Below are 22,319 nucleotides of genomic sequence, written 5' to 3' on the forward strand. Positions count from 1 at the left end.
TCGCCCTGAAAAACGATGCCCCCGGTGATTGGCCGGGGGCATCGGTCACACTATGGGACGGCTTACTGTCGTGCGACGAGCGTCAGCTTCGCGTAGTCGGCAGCGCCCACCAACTTGATGTAGTAGGTGCCGGCCTTGGGGGCAGTGAAACGCACGGTTTCGCTGTTGCCCGGGCGGGTCGACTTGGCGTCGTAACTGGTGGCGCTGGGCTCGGCTTCATGGCTGACGTACACCGACACATCGCCGGTGCCGCCATAGGTCATGAAGCTGAGCACGGCACCGGCCTTGGCTTCGAAGCTGTACAGCGTGGAACTGGCGTAAGCACCGCTCAGGCCGGTCAGCGGGGCCTTGTTGGTCAGGGCGATGGCGGTCGGCGCGCAGCTCTCGGTGGCCGGATCGCAGGGCTCCACCAGCACCGCTTCCAATGCGGCCTTGGCATCGACGATGCCGCTGCCGATCGGGGTGCTGGCCGGCGGGGTCACCGGGAAGCGACGGCTGGTCTGCTTGAGCAGAGCTTCCACCGCGGCCGGGGTCAGCGGGCCATCGCCCAGACCGATCGCCGCGCTCTGCACCAGGGCGACGACACCGGCCACGTGCGGCGATGCCATCGAGGTGCCACCCAAGCCCATATAGGTATAGGTTCCCGAGGTCGGCGTGGTCGCACCGGTGTAGCCGGCCTGCCAGATGTAACCGCCCGGATTGCCGTCCACGCTGCCACCGCCGCCCGGGCCGGACAGGTCGACCTTGCTGCCGTAGTTGGAGTAGTAGGTGATGCCGCCGGTGATGCGCGTGGCACCCACGGTGATGGTGTTGTTGCAGCTGGCCGGCGAATGGTTGGCCGCATCCTCGCCGCTGTTGCCGGCCGCCACCACCACGGTGGTGCCGCGCGCGACCGCGCCGTTGATCGCCAGCTGGGTGGCCGAATCGCAGGGCTCGCCGCCACCCAGGCTCATGTTGATCACCTCGGCCGGGTTGGTGTTGGCCGGCACGCCAGCGACCGTGCCGCCGGAGGCCCAGACGATCGCATCGGCGATGTCGGAGGTGTAACCGCCGCAACGGCCGAGCACGCGCACCGGCAGGATGGTCGCCTTTGGCGCCACGCCAGCCATGCCCACGCCGTTATTGGTCGCCTCGGCCACGGTGCCCGAGACGTGGGTGCCGTGCCAGGAGCTCTCCTGTGCCACCGAGCCGTCATAGCAGACGTTGTCGGCCTCTTCCCAGTCGCCGTAATCCAGCGCGCCCGGCACGCGGGCATCGGTGGGACGACGCGAGACTTCGGCATCGGTGATGAAGTCGTAACCCTGCAGCAGGTTGCCGGCAAAGTCCGGATGGCCCGGCAGGATGCCGGTATCCAGCACTGCCACCACCACGCCCGCGCCCTGCGACAGATCCCAAGCGGCCGGCGCATTGATGCCGCCGTTGGGGTTGCTCAGATGCCACTGGTACTGCGCGTACAGCGGATCGTTAGGCACCAGTTGCGGGGTCACGTCGGTGGCGGCGACGCTCTTCTTGATGTCGACCGGGCGCAGCATGCGATCGATCTGCACGTCGGCCACGGACGGGTCGTTCTTGAGCTCGACCACCACCTTGTCCACCTGGGCGGTGGTCAGCGTGCTGGACAGCTTGATCAGGTCCGAGCCGATGCCGAGCTTGCGCACATACGTCGCCTTGGCGGCGGCTGCGCTGCTGCGTGCGCCGGTGCTCGCACCGACACGGCCGACCGCGGCCTGTACCGCGCTCAGCTTGCTGGCGCGATCGGTCGCGGCAGCAGTGTTGTCCTTGTAGCGCACGATCAGGCGGCTACTGAACGCAGCGCCGGCCGATGCTGCCTGGGTCGGTTCCTTGACCAGCAGTTTCGGGGCAGCAGCGAGCGTGCCCGATGCACCGAGTGCCATCATCAGGATGGCGCCGGTCAGCGGGGAGAGACGGAAATTCTTGTCGATCACGGTGAAGTCCTCTTCGTGTTTTTCGTCGATCAGCTGGGAGCGGCTTCCGAACTGCGGCGCAACTGCGGTGCAGCGCGCTGCGTTCGATCAGCCACTCCTGGTAAGGCCATCACTCCATCGAATCCGTTGGCCGGCCCAGCCACGGTCCTTGCCCGCCCCCTCAGGCCTTGCTCTGGCGCGGCGGCGCACATCGGCGCCGCCGCGTGTCATGCAGCGGCGCGTTACCAGCCGAAGCCGGCACCCACACCGATCGAACTGTCGTCACCACTGAGTGCGCCGCCTACCGTCAGGGTGGCGCGCGGGCTGATCGCACGCTGGTAGCCCACCGACAACGCCGACTCGCCGTTCTGGAAACCGACGCCGGCACCGACGCGGTTCTGCGTGGCGATGCCACCGACGCTGGCGGCCATGTTCAACATCGCCGAGCTCATCGCGCCCTGACGATCCAGCCGGCGGTTCTGCCGGCGCAGACGGTCTTCGATATCGCCCTGGTAGGTCTCGAAGCTGTCGGCCATCGCGTTGTAGCGGCTGTCGGTATAGCTGTTGGCCGCGGCAACGCCGTTGTCCAGCTGGCCCTTGTTGACCGCATCGGTGGCACGTGTGCCGGCGGCCACATTGGCCACCTGACGCTCGCCGCCGACGCTGCCCACCGACACCGTGTTGGCACGATCGGCAACCGAGCCCTGCCCCAGCGCGACCGCACCTTGCGCACTCGCACGTGCGCCCTGGCCGATCGCCGTGCCGGAGGCCGCACTGACCTGCGCGCCTTCGCCCATCGCCACCGCATTGGTCGCCACCGCGGCAATCTGCGTGTTGGCGCCGACCGCGGTGCTGCCGTCGGCATTGACGCGTGCGTTGCTGCCGATCGCGGTGTCGTTGGGGCCATGCGCATACGCGCTGCCGCCGATCGCCGTGCCGGTCACGTGGTTGGCCACTGCGGCCGTGCCCACGGCGGTGGAGCTTGCGGCCGGGGTGATGCTGCCGACCACTGCGGCGGTGGGTGTGCCCTGCACGCTTGCGCCGGTATCGGCAACGGCATTGCTCGATGCGCTCACTGCGCTCGCAGCCACTGCAGGCACCCCTGCAGTGCGCAGCGACAGCGTGCGCGCCGCGGTGCTGGCCGTTGCGGTACCACCGCGTGCATCCAGCTCGGTGACCTTGCTGTCCAACGCGGTCAATGCCGCACCGACATTGTTGTAGCTGGCACCCTGGATCACGTAGGTCGGCGCGACGAACACGCCCTGCGCACCGATCGCCGCGCCACCGCCGAGGAAGCTGGCGGCGTTGCTCAACGACTGGAACAGCTGGCCGCCGTTGATCGCATCGGTACTGGCACCGGCAATCGCACCATTGCCGACATTGACGATGCGGCGCGTGGCCGGGCCGCCGCGGCCATCGCCGCTACCCACCGAGACCACGTTGGCGTCGTAGGTACGCGAACCCGAGCCCAACGCCACCGAGTCGGCACCGCTGGCACCGGCATTGGCACCCAGCGCCACCGCATTGGCACCGCTCTGGCGCACGAAGGAGTTGTAGCCCAACGCCACACCGTTTTCGCCGATGGAATTGGTCTGCCGGCCCATCGCGGTGCTGTTCACGCCGCTGGCGCTGCTATCCACGCCCATGGCGCTGGCGCCGGTGGCCGAGGCGCGGCTGCCGGAGGCGATCGCCACGCTGCGTGCGCCGCTGGCAGTTGCGCCGGCGCCCGCGGCGGTGGCGCGATCACCGGTCGCGCTGGCCACCCCTTCACCGGTGGTTTGCACCATGCCGGTGGTGGTCTGCACATCGGCCGCCAGGGCATCCAGCTGGCCCTTGTTGACCGCATCGGTCGCCGCCTGGCCGTCGCTGACATTGACGATGCGACGCGTGGCCGGACCGCCGCGGCCATTGCCGCTGCCGATCGACACCGTGTCGGCTTCGTAGGTGCGCGACCCCGAACCCAGCGCCACCGAATCGGCACCGGTCGCACCGGCATTGGCACCGAGGGCCACACCATTGACCGCGCTCTGGCGCACGAACGAGTTGTAGCCGACCGACACCGCGTTCTCGCCGATCGCATTGACCTGACGACCGACACCGGTGCTGTTGATGCCGGTTGCCGATGCATCCACACCGACCACGCTGGCGCCGACGGCATCGGCGCGGCTGTTGCCACCCAGGGCCAGCGAGTTGTCGGCAAGTGCCGCCGCGCTCTGGCCGAGCGCGGTGGCATTGACGCCGTCGGCATACGAATTCCAGCCGATGGCGGTGGTGTAGTCGGCCGTGGCCCACGCGCCCGCGCCGAATGCAGCAGCGCCGGTGCCGGAGGCACGCGCCGGGATGAAGCCGAAGAACGTGCTGCCGCCGACGGCCACGCTTTCTTCGCCGGTGGCTTCGCTGAATTCGCCCACGGCCACTGCACTTGCGCCGGAGGCCAGTGCGGCAGCACCCACGGCGGTGCTGTAGTCGCTGGACGCCACCGCACCATAGCCCAGCGCCGACGACAGCCTGCCGCTGGATTCGCTGTAGCCACCGAAGGCGGCGCTGCCGACATTGGAGGCGGTGCTGCGGAAACCGGCCGCGGTGGCCTGGTTGTCCGATGCCACCGCTTCGCTGCCGAGCGCGGTCGCATAGGTCGAAATCGCCTGCGCGCCGGCACCGTTTGCGCTGGCGCCGACATCGCTGGCCAGGGCATTGCTGCCGACGGCGCTGCTGTTTTCACCGGTGGCCTGGGCGTTGTTGCCCACCGCCGCTGCGCCGGTTCCGCTGGCCAGCGCACTCACGCCAACCGCCGTTGCATTATCGACCACAGCCTGCGCACCGGCACCCAACGCCGTGGCGCCGGTACCGGTGGCATTGGCGCCCTCGCCTGCGGCCAGCGCGTTGTCGCCCTCGACGTAGGCACCGGCATCGCTGTCATCGCTGCCGCTGGCCTGGAAGTACTTGCTGGTGGATTGCGCGGTTTCGGCAACGGCGTTGAGCTGATCCAGATTCACCGCATCGGTGCCCTGCGTACCGGCAGCCACATTGGTGATCTGACGCTCGTTGCCGGCGCTGCCCACCGAGACCGCAAAGTCGCGATCGGCCACCGAATCGGCGCCCAGCGCCACGCTGCTTTCGCCGGTGGATTCGGCAAAATTGCCGAGCGCGGTGCTGTTGAGGCCCGGTGCCCATGCCGCGCCGCCGAGCGCGGTGGAGAAGTCGCCGGAGGCTTCGGTCGGCAACAGGCCGAGCAGGGCGCCACCGACCGACACGCTGTTGTAGCCGCTGGCCACGCTGCCCTGGCCGGCCGCAACGCTGTAGTCGCCGGTTGCGGTGGCATCGCCACCCACGGCCACGGTATTGGAGCCGCTGGCGGTGCTGAAATTGCCCAGCGCGGTGCTGTTGAAACCGGTCGCACTGGAATAGCCGCCCAAGGCGGTGGAGTAGTTGGAGGTGGCCTCGGCACCGAAGCCGAACGCGGCCGCGCTGGTGCCATCGGCCACGCTTTCTGCGCCAACCGCAGTGGCCGACTCGCCACTGGCGCTGGCGAAATAGCCCACCGCGGTGGTTTCGCTGCCATCGGCCACGCTCAGCGTGCCGGCGGCCAGGGAACCATCGCCATACGCACCTGCCGCCGCACCCAGCGCGGTGCTCTGCGCGCCGGCGGCTTCGCTCTCGCCACCCACGGCCACGGCGTAATCGCCGCTGGCCTGACTGAAGGCGCCGTTGGCGATGCTGCCGTAGCCACTGGCAGCGGCGTTGTAACCGGCCGCATTGGCGTACTGCGCGGTGGCGCTGGCACCGCTGCCGATGGCGACGGCGCCGATCGCAGTGGCTTGGCTGCTGGAGCCGAACGCGCTGCTGTAATCGCCGTCCGCGGTAGCGTTGGAGCCGGCTGCAGTGGCGTCCTCGCCCTGCGCATCGGCGGTGCCGGTGCCGGTGCCGGCAAACAGACGCGCAGTGGTTTCGGCGGTTTCGCCGACTGCGTTGAGCTGGTCCAGGTTCACCGCATCGGTACCCTCGGTACCGGCGGCGACATTGGTGATCTGGCGCTCGCCACCGACGCTGCCGACCGACACCGTGTTGTCGCGATCGGCAACCGCGCCGGCGCCCAGCGCCACGCTGTTGTCGGCGTAGGCCACGCTGTCGGTACCCAGTGCCGTGCTGCCCTGGCCCCACGCCACGCTGGCCACACCCACCGCAGTGGATGCAGCACCGTTGGCAAGGCTCTCATAACCGAGTGCGGTTGCGCCGCGCCCGCTGGCGATACTGCTGGCACCCAGCGCCGTGCTGTTATCGGCGAGTGCCGACGCATCGGAACCTGCCGCAACGCTGTCGGCGCCTTCGGCAATTGCGGTGCCGTCACCGGTGGCGACGAACGTGCGCGCGGTGTTGGCGGCGCCCTCGGACACTGCAGTGAGCTGATCCAGATTGACCGCATCGGTGCCTTCGGTACCGGCAGCGACATTGGTGATCTGACGCTCGCCGCCAACCGTGCCCACCGACACCGTGCTGGCGCGATCGGCCACTGCGCCGACGCCGAGCGCAACGCTGTTGTCGACCGCAATCCGCGCGCCGTCGCCGATCGCAATGCTGTCTGCGCCTTCGACGACTGCCTCGGTGCCCAGCGCAATGCTGCGATCGCCATACCCGACTGACTGCGAACCGATGGCGATTGCACGCGCACCGCCGGCATAGGCATTGTCGCCGATGGCGACCGAAACGCTGCCGCTGGCGGCCGAGGTGATGCCCACCGCGACGCTGCCCGCGCCGTAGGCGGTGCTTTCCGCACCCACTGCGGTGCTGGTGTCGCCCCAGGCCACGCTGGCAAAGCCGAGCGCGGTGGATTCGAGGCCATTGGCGATGCTTTCGAAACCGATCGCGGTACCGCCACGACCATTGGCCACGCTGGTGCCGCCGACTGCAGTGCCATAGAAGCCCGATGCCGTGCTGTCGGCACCCACGGCGGTGGCATAGCGGTCGCTGGCGATACTGTTGAAGCCGAGCGCGGTGGCATTGTTGACATTGGCCACCGCACCACTGCCGACCGCAGTGGTGTTGACCGCTGACGCCAGGCTGCTCGAACCCAGCGCAGTGCTGTAATCCTCGTAAGCCGATGCATTGGAACCGGCCGCAACGCTGTCGACGCCTTCCGCAATCGCGGTGCCATCGCCGGCGGCCACGAACGTGCGCGCGGTGGTGGCGGCGACATCGGACACGGCGGTGAGCTGATTGAGATTGACCGCATCGCTGCCTTCGGTACCGGCGGCGACGTTGGTGATCTGACGCTCGTCGCCAGCTGCACCCACCGATACGGTGTTGGCGCGCGTGGCCACCGAGTTGGCGCCCAAGGCCACCGAGTTGGCGCCGCGTGCGGTGCTGTAGTAACCCAGCGCGGTGCTCAGTTCGCCGCTGGCCCAGGATTCCGGACCGACTGCCGTGGCACCTTCGCCAGGTGCATAGGCGAAGTAACCCACCGCGGTGGCTTCGGTGCCGGAGGCCTCGCTGAGCGTGCCCACGGCCGTGGTGTAGCTGCCCGATGCGATCGCACCGGCGCCGAGCGCGGTGGAGGCTTCGCCGCTGGCCTGGGTCTGTACGAAGAAGCCCAGACCCGGGATGTAATCGACCGGACCACCGACAGCGGTGCTGCTGGTGCCGCTGGCGCTGGTCTGCGTGCCCACCGCAGTGGCGTAATCGCCCGCCGCATTGGCCACCGCACCGAACGCGGAAGACTGCGTCCCGGCCGCATACGCACCGACGCCGAACGACGAGGCGGCGAAGCCATCCGCATTGGCGCTGGCGCCGACCGCGGTTCCGCCGACGCCGGCACTGGTGGCGCCGGTGGTGACCGGCACGCCGCCACTGGTGATCAACGGCTCGCCGTCTTCGTCCACGGCAGCGCCGCCCACGGCCACGCTGCCGGGGCCGTTGGCCTGCGCGTTATGGCCGAATGCCGCGCTGTTCTGCCCGGAGGCGAGCGCATTGGCGCCGACCGCGGTGGCATTGTCGGCCACCGCATTGGCACCGGTTCCCAGCGCAGTGGTCGCCGTGCCTACCGCATTAGCCGCATCGCCGGCAGCCAGCGCGCTATCGCCTTCGACATAGGCGCCGACGCTGTCTTCGCCCGGAGTCGCCTTGAAGAACGTGGCCGTGTCTTCGGCCACATCGGCCACGTCGCGCAACTGCGCCACGTTGACCGCGTCGGTGGCGTTGACGCCGGCGCCGACATTGGTGATGCGGCGCGTGGCCGGGCCGCCGCGGCCATTGCCGCTGCCGACCGACACCACATCGTCTTCGTGGGTGCGCGAGCCTGCGCCCAGCGCCACCGAGTTGGCGCCGGTCACGCCGGCGTTGGCGCCGAGCGCCACGCCGTTTTCGCCGCTCTGGCGTACGAAGCTGTTGTAGCCGATGGCCACCGCGTTCTCGCCGATCGCATTGGTCTGGCGGCCGATCGCGCTGCTGTTCACGCCGCTGGCGCTGCTGTCGGCACCGCTGGCGAGCGCACCGGTGGCGCTGGCGCGACTGCCGGCGCCGATGGCAGTGGCGTTGGCGGCAGGTGCCGATGCGCCGCGGCCGACCTCGACCGATTGCGCCATTGCAGAAAGGGGGATTGCGATGCCGGCGCTACCCAGCGCCAGGGCGATCGCGGCAACCAGGCAACGGCTCTGGCGGCGGTCGATGAATGCGGCGGTGCTCACTGCGCCCGGGCTGTCGCCGCTGGCCAATTCCGATGCCACGGCCCACACGCCTAACGATTTGTTCCAGACCTTGCGATAAATCCGATTCATCGACGCACTGCTCCTGAATGTTGGGACTGGTTTTTTGACGAACACCCACCATCGCGAGGGCCTTCCAGCCGCTGCGATCCCCGTGGTGATTGGCGCCATGGGCCAAATGGCGGTGCGCGGGAAGCTGCACCCTGGATAGTCAAAAAGTGAACGCTACCCAACCATAGAACTGAGCGAAGTGTTAACAGCGGTCAAATCAGGCGTCAAGTTTTTGACAGAAAGCGAAGCTGAGTGTGTTTTCCATCACACTTCGGCTTGCTTTTATTCGTTTTTTGATAATTCTTTGGAAAACAGCGATCTAGATCATGTCCTGGAAGACATTTCCAAGCTGAATACGCATGTCCACAGCAGACAAAAAAGCCCGCTGGCAGGACGCCAGCAGGCTTGGTTGCGCAAAACCGCGCGCCGAACAGGTCAGGAATCGGGTCAGCGCTCCCCGCGCCGACGACTCAGCCCATCACGGTCCACGACGAGAGCGGTTTTACCCGCATTACTGCGCCAGGAAACCGACGTCAGCGCCCCTTCGCGCCGCCATGTGTCGGATCACTGGCGCGCCAACAGGCTCACTCCATCGAAGCTGCTGCCGTCGAGCCGGATGAAATAGGTTCCGGCACGCGGTGCGGTGAAGCGCACCGTCTGGCTGGTTCCGCTGCGGCTGGACATGCCGTCGTTGTCGGTCGCGCTCGGCGCGCGGCCCAGGGCGACATACAGCGCCGCCTGCCCGCTGCCGCCGAAGCTGATGAAGCTCAGCACCGCACCTGCGCTCGCTTCGAAGGCGAACACACCGGCATCGCCGGCCACATTGGACAAGCCGCGCTCGGGCACGCTGTTGCGCAGCGTCTGCGCATCCAGCTGGCAGCCCAGATCGCCGCTGTCGCAGCGGCGCAGCGCGCGATCGATCGCCGCGCCGGCATCCACGATGCCGCTGCCGGCCGGCGTGCTCAACGGCAACTGCACCGGAAACGCGCGCGCACTGCGCTTGAGCAGGCGTTCCAGCGCGGCGGGTGTCAGCGGCGGCTTGCCATCGGCGATCAGCGCGCTCTGCACCAGTGCGGCAGTCCCCGCCACATGCGGCGAGGCCATCGAAGTTCCGGCAAAGCCGGGCCCGATGTAGTCGAACTGGCCGGACGTGGGCGTGGTCTTGCCGGTGTAACCGGTCTGCCAGATCCAGCTGCCGATCGGGCCGTCGTACAAGGTGTCGGTTGCCAGATCGCGCGCGCCGCCGCCGGGTGCGGCCAGATCGATCAAGCTGCCGAAATTGCTGTAGTACGCCAGGCCGCCGGTCAGGCGGGTGGCCGCCACCGACACCACATTGGCGCAGTTGGCCGGCACCGCACTGGACACATCCGAGCCATCGTTGCCGGCCGCCACCACCACGGTGGTGCCGCGCGACACCGCACCGTCGATCGCCGCCTGCGTGACCGAATCGCAGGGGCCAAAACCGCCCAGGCTCATGTTGATGATTTCCGCCGGGTCGCGATTGTCCGGCACACCCTCCACATGCCCGCCGGACGCCCACACGATGGCATCGGTGATGTCCGAAAACGACCCGCCGCAGTGACCGAGCACGCGGACCGGCAGCACCTTGGCCTTGTAGGCCACACCGGCACCGCCAATGCCGTTGCCGGTGGTTTCGGCGATCGTGCCGGCCACGTGCGTGCCATGCCAGGAGCTGTCGTGCGCCGCAGAAAAAATGCCGCACTCGCCGTCTTCGGCTTCCCAGTCGCCACGGTCCAGCGCACCCGCCACGCGCGCATCGGTCGGACGTCGCGACCGGCCGGCATCGGTGATGAAGTCGTAGCCCTGCAGCAGATTGCCGGCCAGATCCGGGTGCGCCGGCAGGATGCCGGTGTCGATCACCGCCACCACTACGCCCTCGCCCTGCGCGGTCTTCCACGCCGCCGGCGCATCGATGCCGCCGACCGGATCGGTGAGATGCCATTGATTGCTGGCCAGCAGTGGATCGTTGGGCAAGCTGCCGCCGCTGCTCTGCAACGGATAGGCGCGTGCATCGATCTGCGCATGTTCCACCGCCGGATCGGCTTGCAGCTCGCGCACCAGGCGGTCGGCGTCGCTGCGGCTGAGTTGCGTGGGCAGCCGGATCAACTCACCGCCCACCGCCAGGGTACGCACATGCGTCGGCGCCGCCTGCGCGCCGCTGCGCGCGGCCGGTGCCAGGCGCACTGCCGCGCGTGATGCCGCCGCAGTGATGGTGGCCGTGGACGCGGCGCCGACGTTGCGCGCGCTCACTGTGCCGCCGCGATAGGTGACGATGATGGCGTCGACCGGTGCATCGCGCATGGCCTGCAACTGTTGCGCGCTGCGCATGCCGTCTGGTGTGGCCGCGCTGGCGATGCCGCTGGCGAGCGACAGCACCGCGCTGCAGGCAATGGCGAGGGTTCGGGAACGATGGGTCTGAATCACGATGACGTCCTCTTCAAGATGAAATGCTAATGAGTGAGCACGCAGCCGCCGCAAGCGCAGCCGCTGCGATGGCAAGACCTGCGCTACCAGCCGAAGCCGGCACCCAGGCCGATCGACCGGTCGTCACCGCTGAGTGCCCCGCCCACCGTCAGGGTGGCGCGCGGGCTGATCGCACGCTGATAGCCCACCGACAACGCCGACTCGCCGTTCTGGAAACCGACGCCGGCACCGACGCGGTTCTGCGTGGCGATGCCACCGACGCTGGCGGCCATGTTCAACATCGCCGAGCTCATCGCGCCCTGACGATCCAGCCGGCGGTTCTGCCGGCGCAGACGGTCTTCGATATCGCCCTGGTAGGTCTCGAAGCTGTCGGCCATCGCGTTGTAGCGGCTGTCGGTATAGCTGTTGGCCGCGGCAACGCCGTTGTCCAGCTGGCCCTTGTTGACCGCATCGGTGGCACGTGTGCCGGCGGCCACATTGGCCACCTGACGCTCGCCGCCGACGCTGCCCACCGACACCGTGTTGGCACGATCGGCAACCGAGCCCTGCCCCAGCGCGACCGCACCTTGCGCACTCGCACGTGCGCCCTGGCCGATCGCCGTGCCGGAGGCCGCACTGACCTGCGCGCCTTCGCCCATCGCCACCGCATTGGTCGCCACCGCGGCAATCTGCGTGTTGGCGCCGACCGCGGTGCTGCCGTCGGCATTGACGCGTGCGTTGCTGCCGATCGCGGTGTCGTTGGGGCCATGCGCATACGCGCTGCCGCCGATCGCCGTGCCGGTCACGTGATTGGCCACTGCCGCCGTGCCGACGGCGGTGGACGTTGCGGCCGGGGTGATGCTGCCGACCGTTGCGGCGGTGGGCGTGCCTTGGACCGCGTTGCTTGCGGCAAGCCCGCTCGCCGTTGCAGTGACGGAGGACACCGCGCTGTCGGCCATGCCGTCAATGGCCAGCGATGTCGACTGCAGGCCATCGTCTGTCGCATCTGCGGTAGTGGCGACAGTCGAGGCGTCCGCAGCCGGGGCTGGCGCCGTTGCCGCACGCGCCGCCGCCGAACGCGCCGCAGCGCCAGGCCTCGCCGTACCACCACGCGCATCCAGCTCGCTGACCTTGCTGTCCAGCGCAGTCAGCGCCTCGCCCACATTACGGTAACTGCTGCCCTGGATTACGTAGGTCGGCGCAACGAACACGCCCTGCGCACCGATCGCCGCACCACCGCCGAGGAAGCTGGCGGCATTGCTCAACGACTGGAACAGCTGGCCGCCATTGATCGCATCGGTACTGCCACCGGCAATCGCACCATTGCCGACATTGACGATGCGGCGCGTGGCCGGACCACCGCGGCCATTGCCGTTGCCCACCGACACCACGTTGGCCTCGTAGCTGCGCGAACCTGCGCCCAGCGCCACCGAATCGGCACCGCTGGCACCGGCATTGGCACCGAGTGCGACGGCATCAGGGCCACCCTCGCGGGTAAACGCGTTGTAGCCCACTGCCAGACTGTTGTTGCCCAGCGCATTGGATTGCACGCCCAATGCCACCGCCGCGCTGCCCGTTTCACCGACGAACACGCCCACATTGGCATTGCGCCCGATCGCAATCGCATCGGGTGCATCCGCCTTGGCGTTGGTTCCCAGCGCGATATTGTCGCCATAGAGGATCGACGTATTGGCGCCGCTCCCGATCGCGATGCTCCTGCTGGAGGTGGCACGCGCGTCATAGCCGATGCCGATGCCCTCCGCGCCCTCGGCAGATGCCAATGCCCCCAGCGACACCGTGCGCGGAGCGAACGACGCGGCGCTATGGCCGATCGCCACCGCGTCGGTATTGTTGTCGTTGGAGAACACGTTGGCGTTGTAGCCAAGCGCAACGGCGTAATCGCCGTCGCTGCGCGCACCGGCGCCAATGGCAACACCACCGACCCGGAACGCACCCGCCGGCCTGAGCGTGGAGCTGATCAGCGACATGCCGCCAAGCGTCACGCTGCGCTCGCCGGCGGCAACCGCCAGACTGCCCACGGCAACACTGCTCTCGCCAAGACTGGAGGCATTGAAGCCCACCGCCGTGGTCATGCTCGCATCGGCCCGCGCACCAAAACCGAAGGCCGACGCCGCCGCACTGCGCGCGGTCGAGAACGCGCCCACCGCGGTGGCAACATCATCCTGCGCACGTGCGCTGAATCCCGCCGCCATCGATTGCTCACCGCTGGCCGCTGCCCCCGTGCCGACCGCGGTGGCGAAGCTGCGCGTGGCAATCGCCCCGCTGCCCAGCGCCGCCGCACCGCTCGCCTGGGCCAGGGTGGCCTGTTCCTGCGCGCCGACGATGGAACCCGCCGCATCGAACACCGGCACGGACGCGACGCCACCCACTGCAACGGCCGAGGCATCGGCTGCGCTGGCGTTGCGGCCGACGGCCACGGCATCGCGCCCGAGTGCCAGACTGCCCGAGCCCAGCGCATTGGCACCATCGCCGATCGCGTTGCTGGCGCTCCCCAACGCCAGCGCATTGAGTCCGTCGACATGGGCAGCGACTTCGTCCGTATCGGTCTTGCCGATCGCCAGCGTGCTGTCGAGACGGTCGGCCACCGCACGCACGCTGTCGAGCTGGGCGACATTGACCGCATCATTGGCCTCGGTGCCTGCCGCCACGCTGGTGATCTGCCGCGTCAGCCCCGCCTGCACATCGCCAACCGACACCGTGTTGCTGCGGTTCGCGTAGGAATGCGCGCCCAGTGCAACGGCACTGGAGGCAGAGCGGTTCCAGGCATCGTCGACAAAATCGCCCACGCGCGCGCCATAGCCGATCGCCACCGCATCGATGCCATTGGTTTCGGAATCTGCACCGATCGCGGTGTTGTTGCCGTTGAACCACGAGGTGCCGGCACGTGCGCCCAATGCGATGCTGTTTTCAGTGTAGGCGGTGCTGTCGTGACCGATCGAGATGCCACCATCGCCCATCGCCAATGAGAAGCCACCCAGCGACACCGTGCGTGGTGCGAACGAACCGGCGCTATGGCCGATCGCCACTGCATCGGTATTGCCTGGCGCATTGGGAAAGATGTTGGAATCGTAGCCAATGGCAATCGCATAATCGGACTGGCTCTGCGCGCCTGCGCCGAGCGCGATGCCACCTGTTCCGGTGGCAGCGGTGATCGAGCCGAAGTTGCTGATGCCACCGACCACCACGCTCTGCACGCCACTGGCCAATGCGGTATCGCCTACCGCGATACTGCTGCTGCCTTGGCTGCGCGCCCGGTAACCGAAGGCGGTGGACGTGTCTCCACTGGCACGCGAACTGTAGCCGCCGGCGGTGGAGAGAAAACCGCTTGCCGTGGATAACCCGCCGATGGCGGTGGCGCCGTCGTTGAAGGTCTGTGCGCGATAACCCAGCGCCGCGCTCTGCACGCCAGTGGCGCTGGCGCCGCTGCCAACGGCGCTGGAAAACGGATCCCCAGCCACTGCACCGCCGCCGACGGCGGTGGCTCCCACACCGGACGCTTGCGTGGCCTGTTCGCGTTGCCCGATGACAAATCCGGATGCGTCGTAGTCGTAGACCGTTGCCACGCTGCCGACGGCGGTTGCCGATTCCCCTGCGGCCGACACGTTGTGTCCGATCGCGGTGGCGTCGCGCTCCAAGGCCAGGCTTCCGCCGCCGAACGCGCTGGCTCCATCGCCCAGCGCATTGCTCGCATTGCCCAGGGCCAGCGCATCCTGCCCATCTGCGAACGCCGGTGCATCGGCATCTGCCGCAGGCATTGCCGCTGTTTGCGCGCGCGCTGTTGCAGGCGCGGCGCTGTCGCTTGTCGCCGCATCGGTGTCGCAACGCTGTTGGCCTTGGACGACCGTGCAATGTGCAAGCGCGTCGGCTTGCGTGGTCGTGGCCTGGGCAACTCCAGCCATGCCGGCAAGCGCCAGCAGCATTGCCGCCGCCAGCCTGCCGCGCGCATGCCCCGCAGATCGATATAACGCTTGATTTCCCGTGTCGCGGGCAAGCCTTACCGTTCGGCGATGAGCACGCTGCTCACCACCGGCATCCAATTGAATTCGCTTCATTAACGACTTACTCCCCAATGGTCTGGCATGTAAAAACCGACCACCGTGCGATTGCATCGCACGGTCCCCCTGAGGTTTATCGAAAACGCACTCGCCCTGCTTCTGCAGCGGCAACTACCCGCGCAAAAGCATCCACGATCAATCCATAAAGTGCTGCAGAAACGCCATGAATCGAAGATTCATAACGTGGTCTGAATCTATTGAAAAACCAAAAGTTCAATTGAGATTGACGTCACACAAGCAGCATCACCAGATACTTCGACTAAATACCTAGTAGTTTTTATAGTTACTTAAAGTAAACCATGTTTCGACCTTCACTAAATGCATTTCATCGCAACGGCGCCAATGCGACCGTAGGCGTTCGCCCCCATCGGCAACGCATGCAACGTGATGGCGACAAGCCTTGTGCTGGCCGCAGGCCAGGTTGGAAAACCGCGTTTTTCTCGAGTGTCCTGCCACTGCACGCGCTGCGTGCAAGGACGCAGCTGCCATTGGCAGACGTCGCAGGCGAGCCTGGCTCCTTGGGAGCCTGCAGTCGACCCAAACGCGGCCATGCATTTTCTTGCTCATAAAGCACCACGCATCGCCACGCCGGTCGCGGCAACGGTCGAACGACTCGATACCATCCCATGCAGCCGCGCAGTTCCGATACCGGAAACGACAACGGCCGTGTGCATCGCTGCACACGGCCGTCCAATGACATGGTTGGTACGGTGCTTCAGCTCACGCCGCACACCTCCCTACCGTCAACCGCACCAGACCCGCGCGTTGCGGAACATGCGCAGCCACGGCGAGTCCTCGCCCCAGTCGGCCGGGTGCCAGCTCAGGTTTGCCGTGCGCGGGGTGCGCTCCGGATGCGGCATCAGGATGGTGGCGCGACCGTCGCTGCTGGTCAGGCCGGTGATGCCGTCCGGCGAGCCGTTCGGATTGAGCGGGTACTGCGATGCCACCGCGCCATCGCCATCGATGAAGCGCAGGGCCACCCGGGCAGCCGCCTGATCCACCACGGTGTCGAACTCGGCGCGGCCTTCGCCATGCGCCACCGCCACCGGGATCCGCGAGCCGGCCATGCCGCGCAGGAAGATCGATGGCGACTCCACCACCTCCAGCAAGGCGGTGCGCGCTTCGAACTGCTCGCTGCGATTGCGCAAAAAGCGCGGCCAATGCTCGGCACCGGGAATGATGTCCTTGAGCTGGCTGAGCATCTGGCAGCCGTTGCACACCCCCAGCGCGAAGGTATCGCTGCGCGCAAAGAACGCGGCGAACGCGTCGCGCAAGGCCGAGCGCTCCAGGATCGAGGTGGCCCAGCCACGGCCGGCACCCAGCACGTCGCCGTAGCTGAAGCCGCCACAGGCGGCAAACCCGGAGAACTGCGCCAGATCCACACGGCCTTCGATCAGATCGCTCATATGCACGTCGAACGCACGGAAACCGGCGCGTTCGAAGTTGTAGGCCATCTCGATCTGCCCGTTGACGCCCTGCTCGCGCAGGATCGCCACCTTGGGCCGCGCGCCGGTCGCCACGAACGGCGCGGCCACGTCTTCGGACGGGTCGAACACCAGCTTCGGACGTAATCCCGGCGCCTGGAAGTCGCGTGCCTGCGCGCGCTCCTCGTCGGCGGTTTCCGGGTTGTCGCGCAATTTCTGCATGGCGTGCGTCACCGACCACCAGGCATCGAACAAGGCTTCCCAACGCCACTCGGCCAGCACCCGGCCCTGCCCGCTCACGCGGATGCGCGGCGCGCCGGTGGGGCGTGCGATGCGCTGCGCGCACTCGGTCAGCGCATGCCGCTCGACCAGATCGGCAAACGCGGCGCGATCCTCACTGGCGATCTGCACCACCGCACCCAGTTCTTCATTGAACAGGCTGCGGAACGCATCGTCGCCCCAGGCATCGAGAGTGATATCCAGGCCCTGCCGCGAGGCGAACGCCATCTCGCACAGCGCCGCAAACGCACCACCATCGCTGCGGTCGTGATACGCCAGCAACAGGCCGCTCTCGCGCGCCGCGCGGATCAGTTCAAAGAAGCTGCGCAGCCGCTGCGCATCGTCCAGATCCGGCACCTCGCCGCCGAACGCCGGCAATGCCGCAGCGTCGGCATACACCTGCGCCAGCACCGAACCGCCCAGGCGCTGCTTGCCGCCGCCCAAACCGATCAACCACAGCTCGCTCTCTTCGTCGCTGCGCAACAACGGCGTCAACTGCGTGCGCACATCGCCGACCGGCGCGAACGCACTGATGATCAATGAGACCGGTGAAACGCTCTTGTGCGTTTCACCGGGAATGGGGAATGGGGAATGGGGAATGGTGGAAGCGGAGGGCTGCGGCGTTTTGCCATTCCCGATTCCCGATTCTCCATTCCCGACAACCCACTGTGCCTGCATCGACAGCGAGTCCTTGCCCACCGGCACGCTCAGTTCCAGCGCCGGGCACAGCTCCATGCCGATCGCGCGCACCGCGTCGTACAGCAGGGCGTCCTCGCCGGCGTGACCGGCGGCAGCCATCCAGTTGGCCGACAGCTTGATGCTGTCCAGCGTCTGCACCGGCGCGGCGCACAGGTTGGTGATCGCCTCGCCCACCGCCATGCGCGCCGACGCGGCGGCGTTCAACAACGCCAGCGGAGTGCGCTCGCCGATCGACATCGCCTCGCCGGCGAAGGTGTCGAAGCCGGCCAGGGTGATCGCGCAATCGGCCAGCGGCAGCTGCCACGGCCCGATCATCTGCTCGCGCGCGGTCAGGCCGCCCACGCTGCGGTCGCCGATGGTCACCAGAAAGCTCTTGGACGCCACCGTGGGATGCGCCAGCACGCGCAGGCCGGCCTGCTGCAGGTCCAGCGCGGCGGTCTGCAGCACCGGCCACTGCGGAGCCGGCGGATGCACCGCATCGCGATGCATCTTTGGTGCCTTGCCGAAGAGCACATCCATCGGCAGGTCGATCGGGAGCGGGGAATCGGGAGTGGGGAATGGGGAATGGCGAGAAGCGACATCGGCAGCCGGCAGCGTGCTGTTGCCATTCCCGATTCCCGAATCCCGATTCCCGTCCCCAAACACGCCATAGCCAACCACCAGCCGCTCCTCGGCCGTGGCCACGCCGACGGCGGCAAACGGGCAGCGTTCGCGCGCGCAGATGGCGGCGAATTCGTCCAGGCGTGCCTGCGGTACGCCCAGCACGTAGCGCTCCTGCGATTCGTTGCACCACAGTTCCAGCGGCGACAGCGAGGGGTCGTCGGTGAGCACGCGGCCCAGGTCGATGATGCCGCCCACGCCGGAGTCATGCAGCAACTCGGGGATGGCATTGGACAGGCCGCCCGCGCCCACGTCGTGGAACCAGCGGATCGGGTTGTCGCTGCCCAGCGCCACGCAGCGGTCGATGACCTCCTGGCAGCGGCGCTCCATCTCCGGGTTTTCGCGCTGCACGCTGGCAAAATCCAGCGCCTCGGCGCTGTCGCCGGCCGCCACCGAGCTGGCCGCACCGCCGCCCAGGCCGATCAGCATCGCCGGGCCGCCCAGCACGATCACCGCATCGCCGGGCTGCAGGCGCAGCTTCTCGACCTGATTGCGATCGATCGCGCCCAGGCCGCCGGCCAGCATGATCGGCTTGTCGTAGGCGCGGGTCAGGCCCTCACCTTCGGCAAGCTCGAAACTGCGGAAATAGCCGAGCAGGTTCGGCCGGCCGAATTCGTTGTTGAACGCGGCGCCGCCGAGCGGGCCGTCGAGCATGATGTCCAGCGCCGGAGCCATGCGCGGGTTCAGCGCGCGCGGCGCCTCCCACGGCTGCGGCAGGGTCGGGATGCGCAGGTGCGACACCGTGAACCCGGTCAGCCCGGCCTTGGGCTTGCCGCCGCGGCCGGTGGCGCCTTCGTCGCGGATCTCGCCACCGGCACCGGTGGCGGCGCCGGGAAACGGCGCGATCGCGGTGGGGTGGTTATGCGTTTCGACCTTGATCGCAAACGCCGACGGCAGCACCGCCTCGGCACGGTACTCGCCACTGGCCGGATCCGGGCGATAGCGCGCGGCCGGCACGCCTTCCACCACCGCCGCGTTGTCGCTGTAGGCCGACAAGGTGTGCTGTGGGGTCTGCTGGTGGGTGTGCTTGATCATGCGGAACAGCGAGCGTTCCTGCGGCTTGCTGTCGATGGTCCAGCTGGCATTGAAGATCTTGTGCCGGCAGTGCTCGGAATTGGCCTGGGCGAACATCATCAGCTCGACATCGGCCGGGTCGCGGCCCAGCTCGGCGAAGCGTTCGCGCAGGTAGTCGATCTCGTCCTGCGCCAGCGCCAGGCCGAGGTCGCGGTTGGCCTGTTCCAGCGCCGCCAGCGGCACGCGCTGCAACTGTCCGCGATCGGGCACGTTGAACAGCGCCTCGGCGGCCGCGGCCGAGCCGAGCAGCGACTGCGTCATCGGGTCGTGCAGCAGCTTGGCCAAGGCGGCCTGCATCGCCTCGTCGGCCGGCCAGCCGGCCAGATCGATGCGGGTGCCGCGCTCCACGCGCTGGATCGGCTGCCCGGCCCCGCGCACCAGTTCGGTGGCCTTGCTCGACCACGGCGACAAGGTGCCCAGACGCGGCACCACATAGCGCGAGGAAGCATCCTCGGCCCGCGGCGCGGGGGCGGCTTCGGCCTGCAGGATCCGCTGCAAGGTGGCCTGGTCGGGCGCTTGCCCGGCCTCGGCGCGGATGAAGTACACGTGCCAGGCGCCGGTGATGCGCAGCGCGGGAACGAGGGTTTGCAGGCGGGTTTCGAGCCGAGCGCGGCGGAACGGCGAAAGGGCGGAAGCGCCCTCGAGGACCATCATGTCCGGGGAACCGTGTCAGAAACGGGGCTGCAGATTGTAACGGAGCTGATGCGTCGGCGCCGGACCCGGCGTGGGTGGGCCGCCGATCCATGCAGTGATCATTCGCACAACCCGGGCCGGATTCGGCGCATTCCGGCCGATGCGGCAACGGCGAAGGCGGATGGCGATGCCAGCAGGGATTCACCCGCACGCACGCCTTTGGGCCGGGTCGCAGCGCGGTGGCAACGTCGGCAGCGCTAGCCACCACCGGTCCACCGCCGCTCTCACCGCATCAACCGTGCAGCCAGCCCGACCCTGAAACGCAAGGAGGCCGGAATGCATGCATTCCGGCCTCCTGATCGATCACACCGACCGCCGCAGCGGCCGGCATCCCGGCGCCGCTGCCGGATACCTCAGCGGCTGCCGCCGGCAGTGCTGACCGCGCGCTTTTCCAGCGCCTCACGCAGCTGCGCCGGCGGCAGGTAGCCACCGAGCTGGGTGCCGTCCGGCGCAAAGATCGCCGGGGTGCCATTGACGCCCAGACGCTGGCCCAGCGTGTATTCCATCGACACCGGGTTCTTGCAGTCCTTGGCATTCACCGGCTGCCCGGACTTGGCCGCGGTCAGTGCCTGCTTGCGGTCGGCCGCGCACCACACCGCGATCATTTCCTTGTGGTCCTGGCTGCCCAGGCCCATGCGCGGAAACGCCAGATATTCCACCGCGATCCCCTGCTTGTTGAGCTCGCCGATCTCGCTGTGCAGCTTGCGGCAGTAGCCGCATTCCACGTCGGTGAACACCGTCACGGTGTACTTGGGGTTTGCCGGCGCGAACACGATGCGGTCGGCCTTGGGTACGGTCTCCAGCTGCTTGCGGCGGTAGGCCAGCAGGCCCGGGCTGGCAGCGAACTGCTTGTTCTGGATGTCGAACGGCTGCGCCTGGATCAGGTAACGGCCGTCGTCGCTGACGTACAGCACCTGTCCGCCGACCACCACTTCGCGGAAACCGGGAAACGGCGCGGCGCCGATGTAGTCCGGCTTGAAATCCGGATCCAGCGCCTTGAGCGCGACGCTCACACGCTGGTCCACATTGCCCGCAGCGGCGGGGGCAGCGGCGGCAGCTGGCTTGGCGCCGGCATTGCTTGCCGCAGGCTGCGAGGATTGCGCGCAGGCGGTAAGGCTGATTGCGCCCAGCAGCGCGGCGATGGCAAGACGATACATTCACGCATCCAGTGGAATGGGGTGCATGGATTCTCGCACAGCGCAGATGAAGCCAGGCAGCGAGCGGGATGCTTGTTTACCGGCCAAGCCGCTGAATGGGCCATGGCGGGCCGCCGCTGCGCCTGCAGCCGCAGTCAGCCGCGCGGATGATGGGCGGCGTGCAGCTTCTGCAGGTGCTGACGCGCCACCAGGGTGTAGATCTGCGTGGTGGACAGCGAGCTGTGACCGAGCAGCATCTGCAGCGCGCGCAGGTCCGCGCCGTGGTTGAGCAGATGGGTGGCAAAGCTGTGCCGCAGCCCGTGCGGGCTGACCGTGGCGGGGTCGATCCCGGCCACCGCCGCATAGCGTTTGACCAGCGCCCAGAACTGCTGGCGGCTGGGCGGCTGCCGCGCTGCATCGATGAACAACGGCACCTGACCATCCACTGCCGCCACCGCCTTGTGGCTGGCCAGCAGCGGGCGCGCCTGGCTCAGATACCGCTCCAGCCAGTGCTGGGATTCCTCGCCCAGCGGCACCAGCCGCTCCTTGCTGCCCTTGCCGGTGACCCGCAGCACGCCCTGGCGCAGGTTGACCCCCACCGCCGGCAGGTTGACCAGTTCGCTGACGCGCAGGCCGGCCGCATACATCAGCTCGAGCATTGCGCGGTCGCGCAGGCCCAGCGGCGTGTCGATCTCGGGCGCGGCCAACAGCGCCTCGATCTGCGTTTCGGTCAGCGCCTTGGGCAAGCTACGGGGCAACTTTGGTGGGTCGATCAGCGCCGTCGGGTCGTCGCTACGTACCCCATCGCGCAGGCACAGCGCGTAGAACGCCCGCAGCGTCGACAATAGCCGCGCTGTGCTGCGTGGGGAGTAATTGGCCTGAGAGCGCCAGCGCAGATAGTCGAACAACGCCGCCCGATCGACACCCAGCAGGCCGCCGCCGGCACCGTCGCGCCAGCGCGCCAGTCCTTCCAGGTCGCGCCGGTAACTGTCCAGGGTCTGCCGTGCCACGCCCTGCTCGGCCCACAACCGGTCCAGGAAGCGTTCGATGGCGGCGGCATCGGCGGCCTGCACCGGTGGCAGGTGTTGCGCCAGTTGGCGACGTTCGGCGGGACTGCTGGCTGACATCGCAACAGCATAGAGCGTGGCACGCGCTTTGCGGCGCGCCGTGTTGGCCAGCC

General features: G+C 68.0%; 7 protein-coding genes. All 7 read right to left on the reverse strand.

What is annotated here, in order from left to right; all coding sequences use genetic code 11:
• Positions 1-62: 62 nt before the first annotated feature.
• The 7 genes from AC1PLA_RS17365 to xerD all read right to left on the reverse strand — a co-directional run bounded on the left by AC1PLA_RS17365 (position 63) and on the right by xerD (position 22,266).
• Complete coding sequence (locus AC1PLA_RS17365) at positions 63-1,946, reverse strand: diffusible signal factor-reguated S8 family serine peptidase (protein WP_016901936.1); 1,884 nt, start codon at positions 1,944-1,946, stop codon at positions 63-65.
• Between the two features lie 221 nt (positions 1,947-2,167).
• A complete protein-coding gene (locus AC1PLA_RS17370) occupies positions 2,168-8,695 on the reverse strand; it encodes an ESPR-type extended signal peptide-containing protein (RefSeq protein ID WP_481105028.1) in 6,528 nt (2,175 codons plus the stop codon).
• 543 nt (positions 8,696-9,238) lie between these two features.
• Positions 9,239-11,023, reverse strand: coding sequence for a S8 family peptidase (locus AC1PLA_RS17375; protein WP_481106224.1), 1,785 nt, complete (start codon positions 11,021-11,023; stop codon positions 9,239-9,241).
• 179 nt (positions 11,024-11,202) lie between these two features.
• Complete coding sequence (locus tag AC1PLA_RS17380; RefSeq protein WP_481105029.1) at positions 11,203-15,171, reverse strand: YadA-like family protein; 3,969 nt, start codon at positions 15,169-15,171, stop codon at positions 11,203-11,205.
• Between the two features lie 746 nt (positions 15,172-15,917).
• On the reverse strand, positions 15,918-19,964 hold the full coding sequence (gene purL, locus AC1PLA_RS17385; RefSeq protein ID WP_481105030.1) for a phosphoribosylformylglycinamidine synthase: 4,047 nt from the start codon (positions 19,962-19,964) through the stop codon (positions 15,918-15,920).
• Positions 19,965-20,356: 392 nt separating this feature from the next.
• Entirely contained in the window at positions 20,357-21,160 is an 804-nt protein-coding gene (locus AC1PLA_RS17390; RefSeq protein ID WP_016902881.1) for a DsbC family protein, read from the reverse strand.
• 134 nt (positions 21,161-21,294) lie between these two features.
• Entirely contained in the window at positions 21,295-22,266 is a 972-nt protein-coding gene (xerD, locus tag AC1PLA_RS17395; protein ID WP_016902882.1) for a site-specific tyrosine recombinase XerD, read from the reverse strand.
• Positions 22,267-22,319: the final 53 nt, after the last annotated feature.

It is taken from the genome of Xanthomonas sp. NCPPB 1826, from assembly GCF_056725285.1.

Coding starts and splice junctions, on each gene's coding strand:
- xerD (WP_016902882.1), bottom strand. CDS start 22,266: ATGTCAGCCAGCAGTCCCGCCGAACGTCGCCAACTGGCGCAACACCTG.
- AC1PLA_RS17380 (WP_481105029.1), bottom strand. CDS start 15,171: ATGAAGCGAATTCAATTGGATGCCGGTGGTGAGCAGCGTGCTCATCGC.
- purL (WP_481105030.1), bottom strand. CDS start 19,964: ATGATGGTCCTCGAGGGCGCTTCCGCCCTTTCGCCGTTCCGCCGCGCT.
- AC1PLA_RS17375 (WP_481106224.1), bottom strand. CDS start 11,023: ATGCGCAGCGCGCAACAGTTGCAGGCCATGCGCGATGCACCGGTCGAC.
- AC1PLA_RS17370 (WP_481105028.1), bottom strand. CDS start 8,695: ATGAATCGGATTTATCGCAAGGTCTGGAACAAATCGTTAGGCGTGTGG.
- AC1PLA_RS17390 (WP_016902881.1), bottom strand. CDS start 21,160: ATGTATCGTCTTGCCATCGCCGCGCTGCTGGGCGCAATCAGCCTTACC.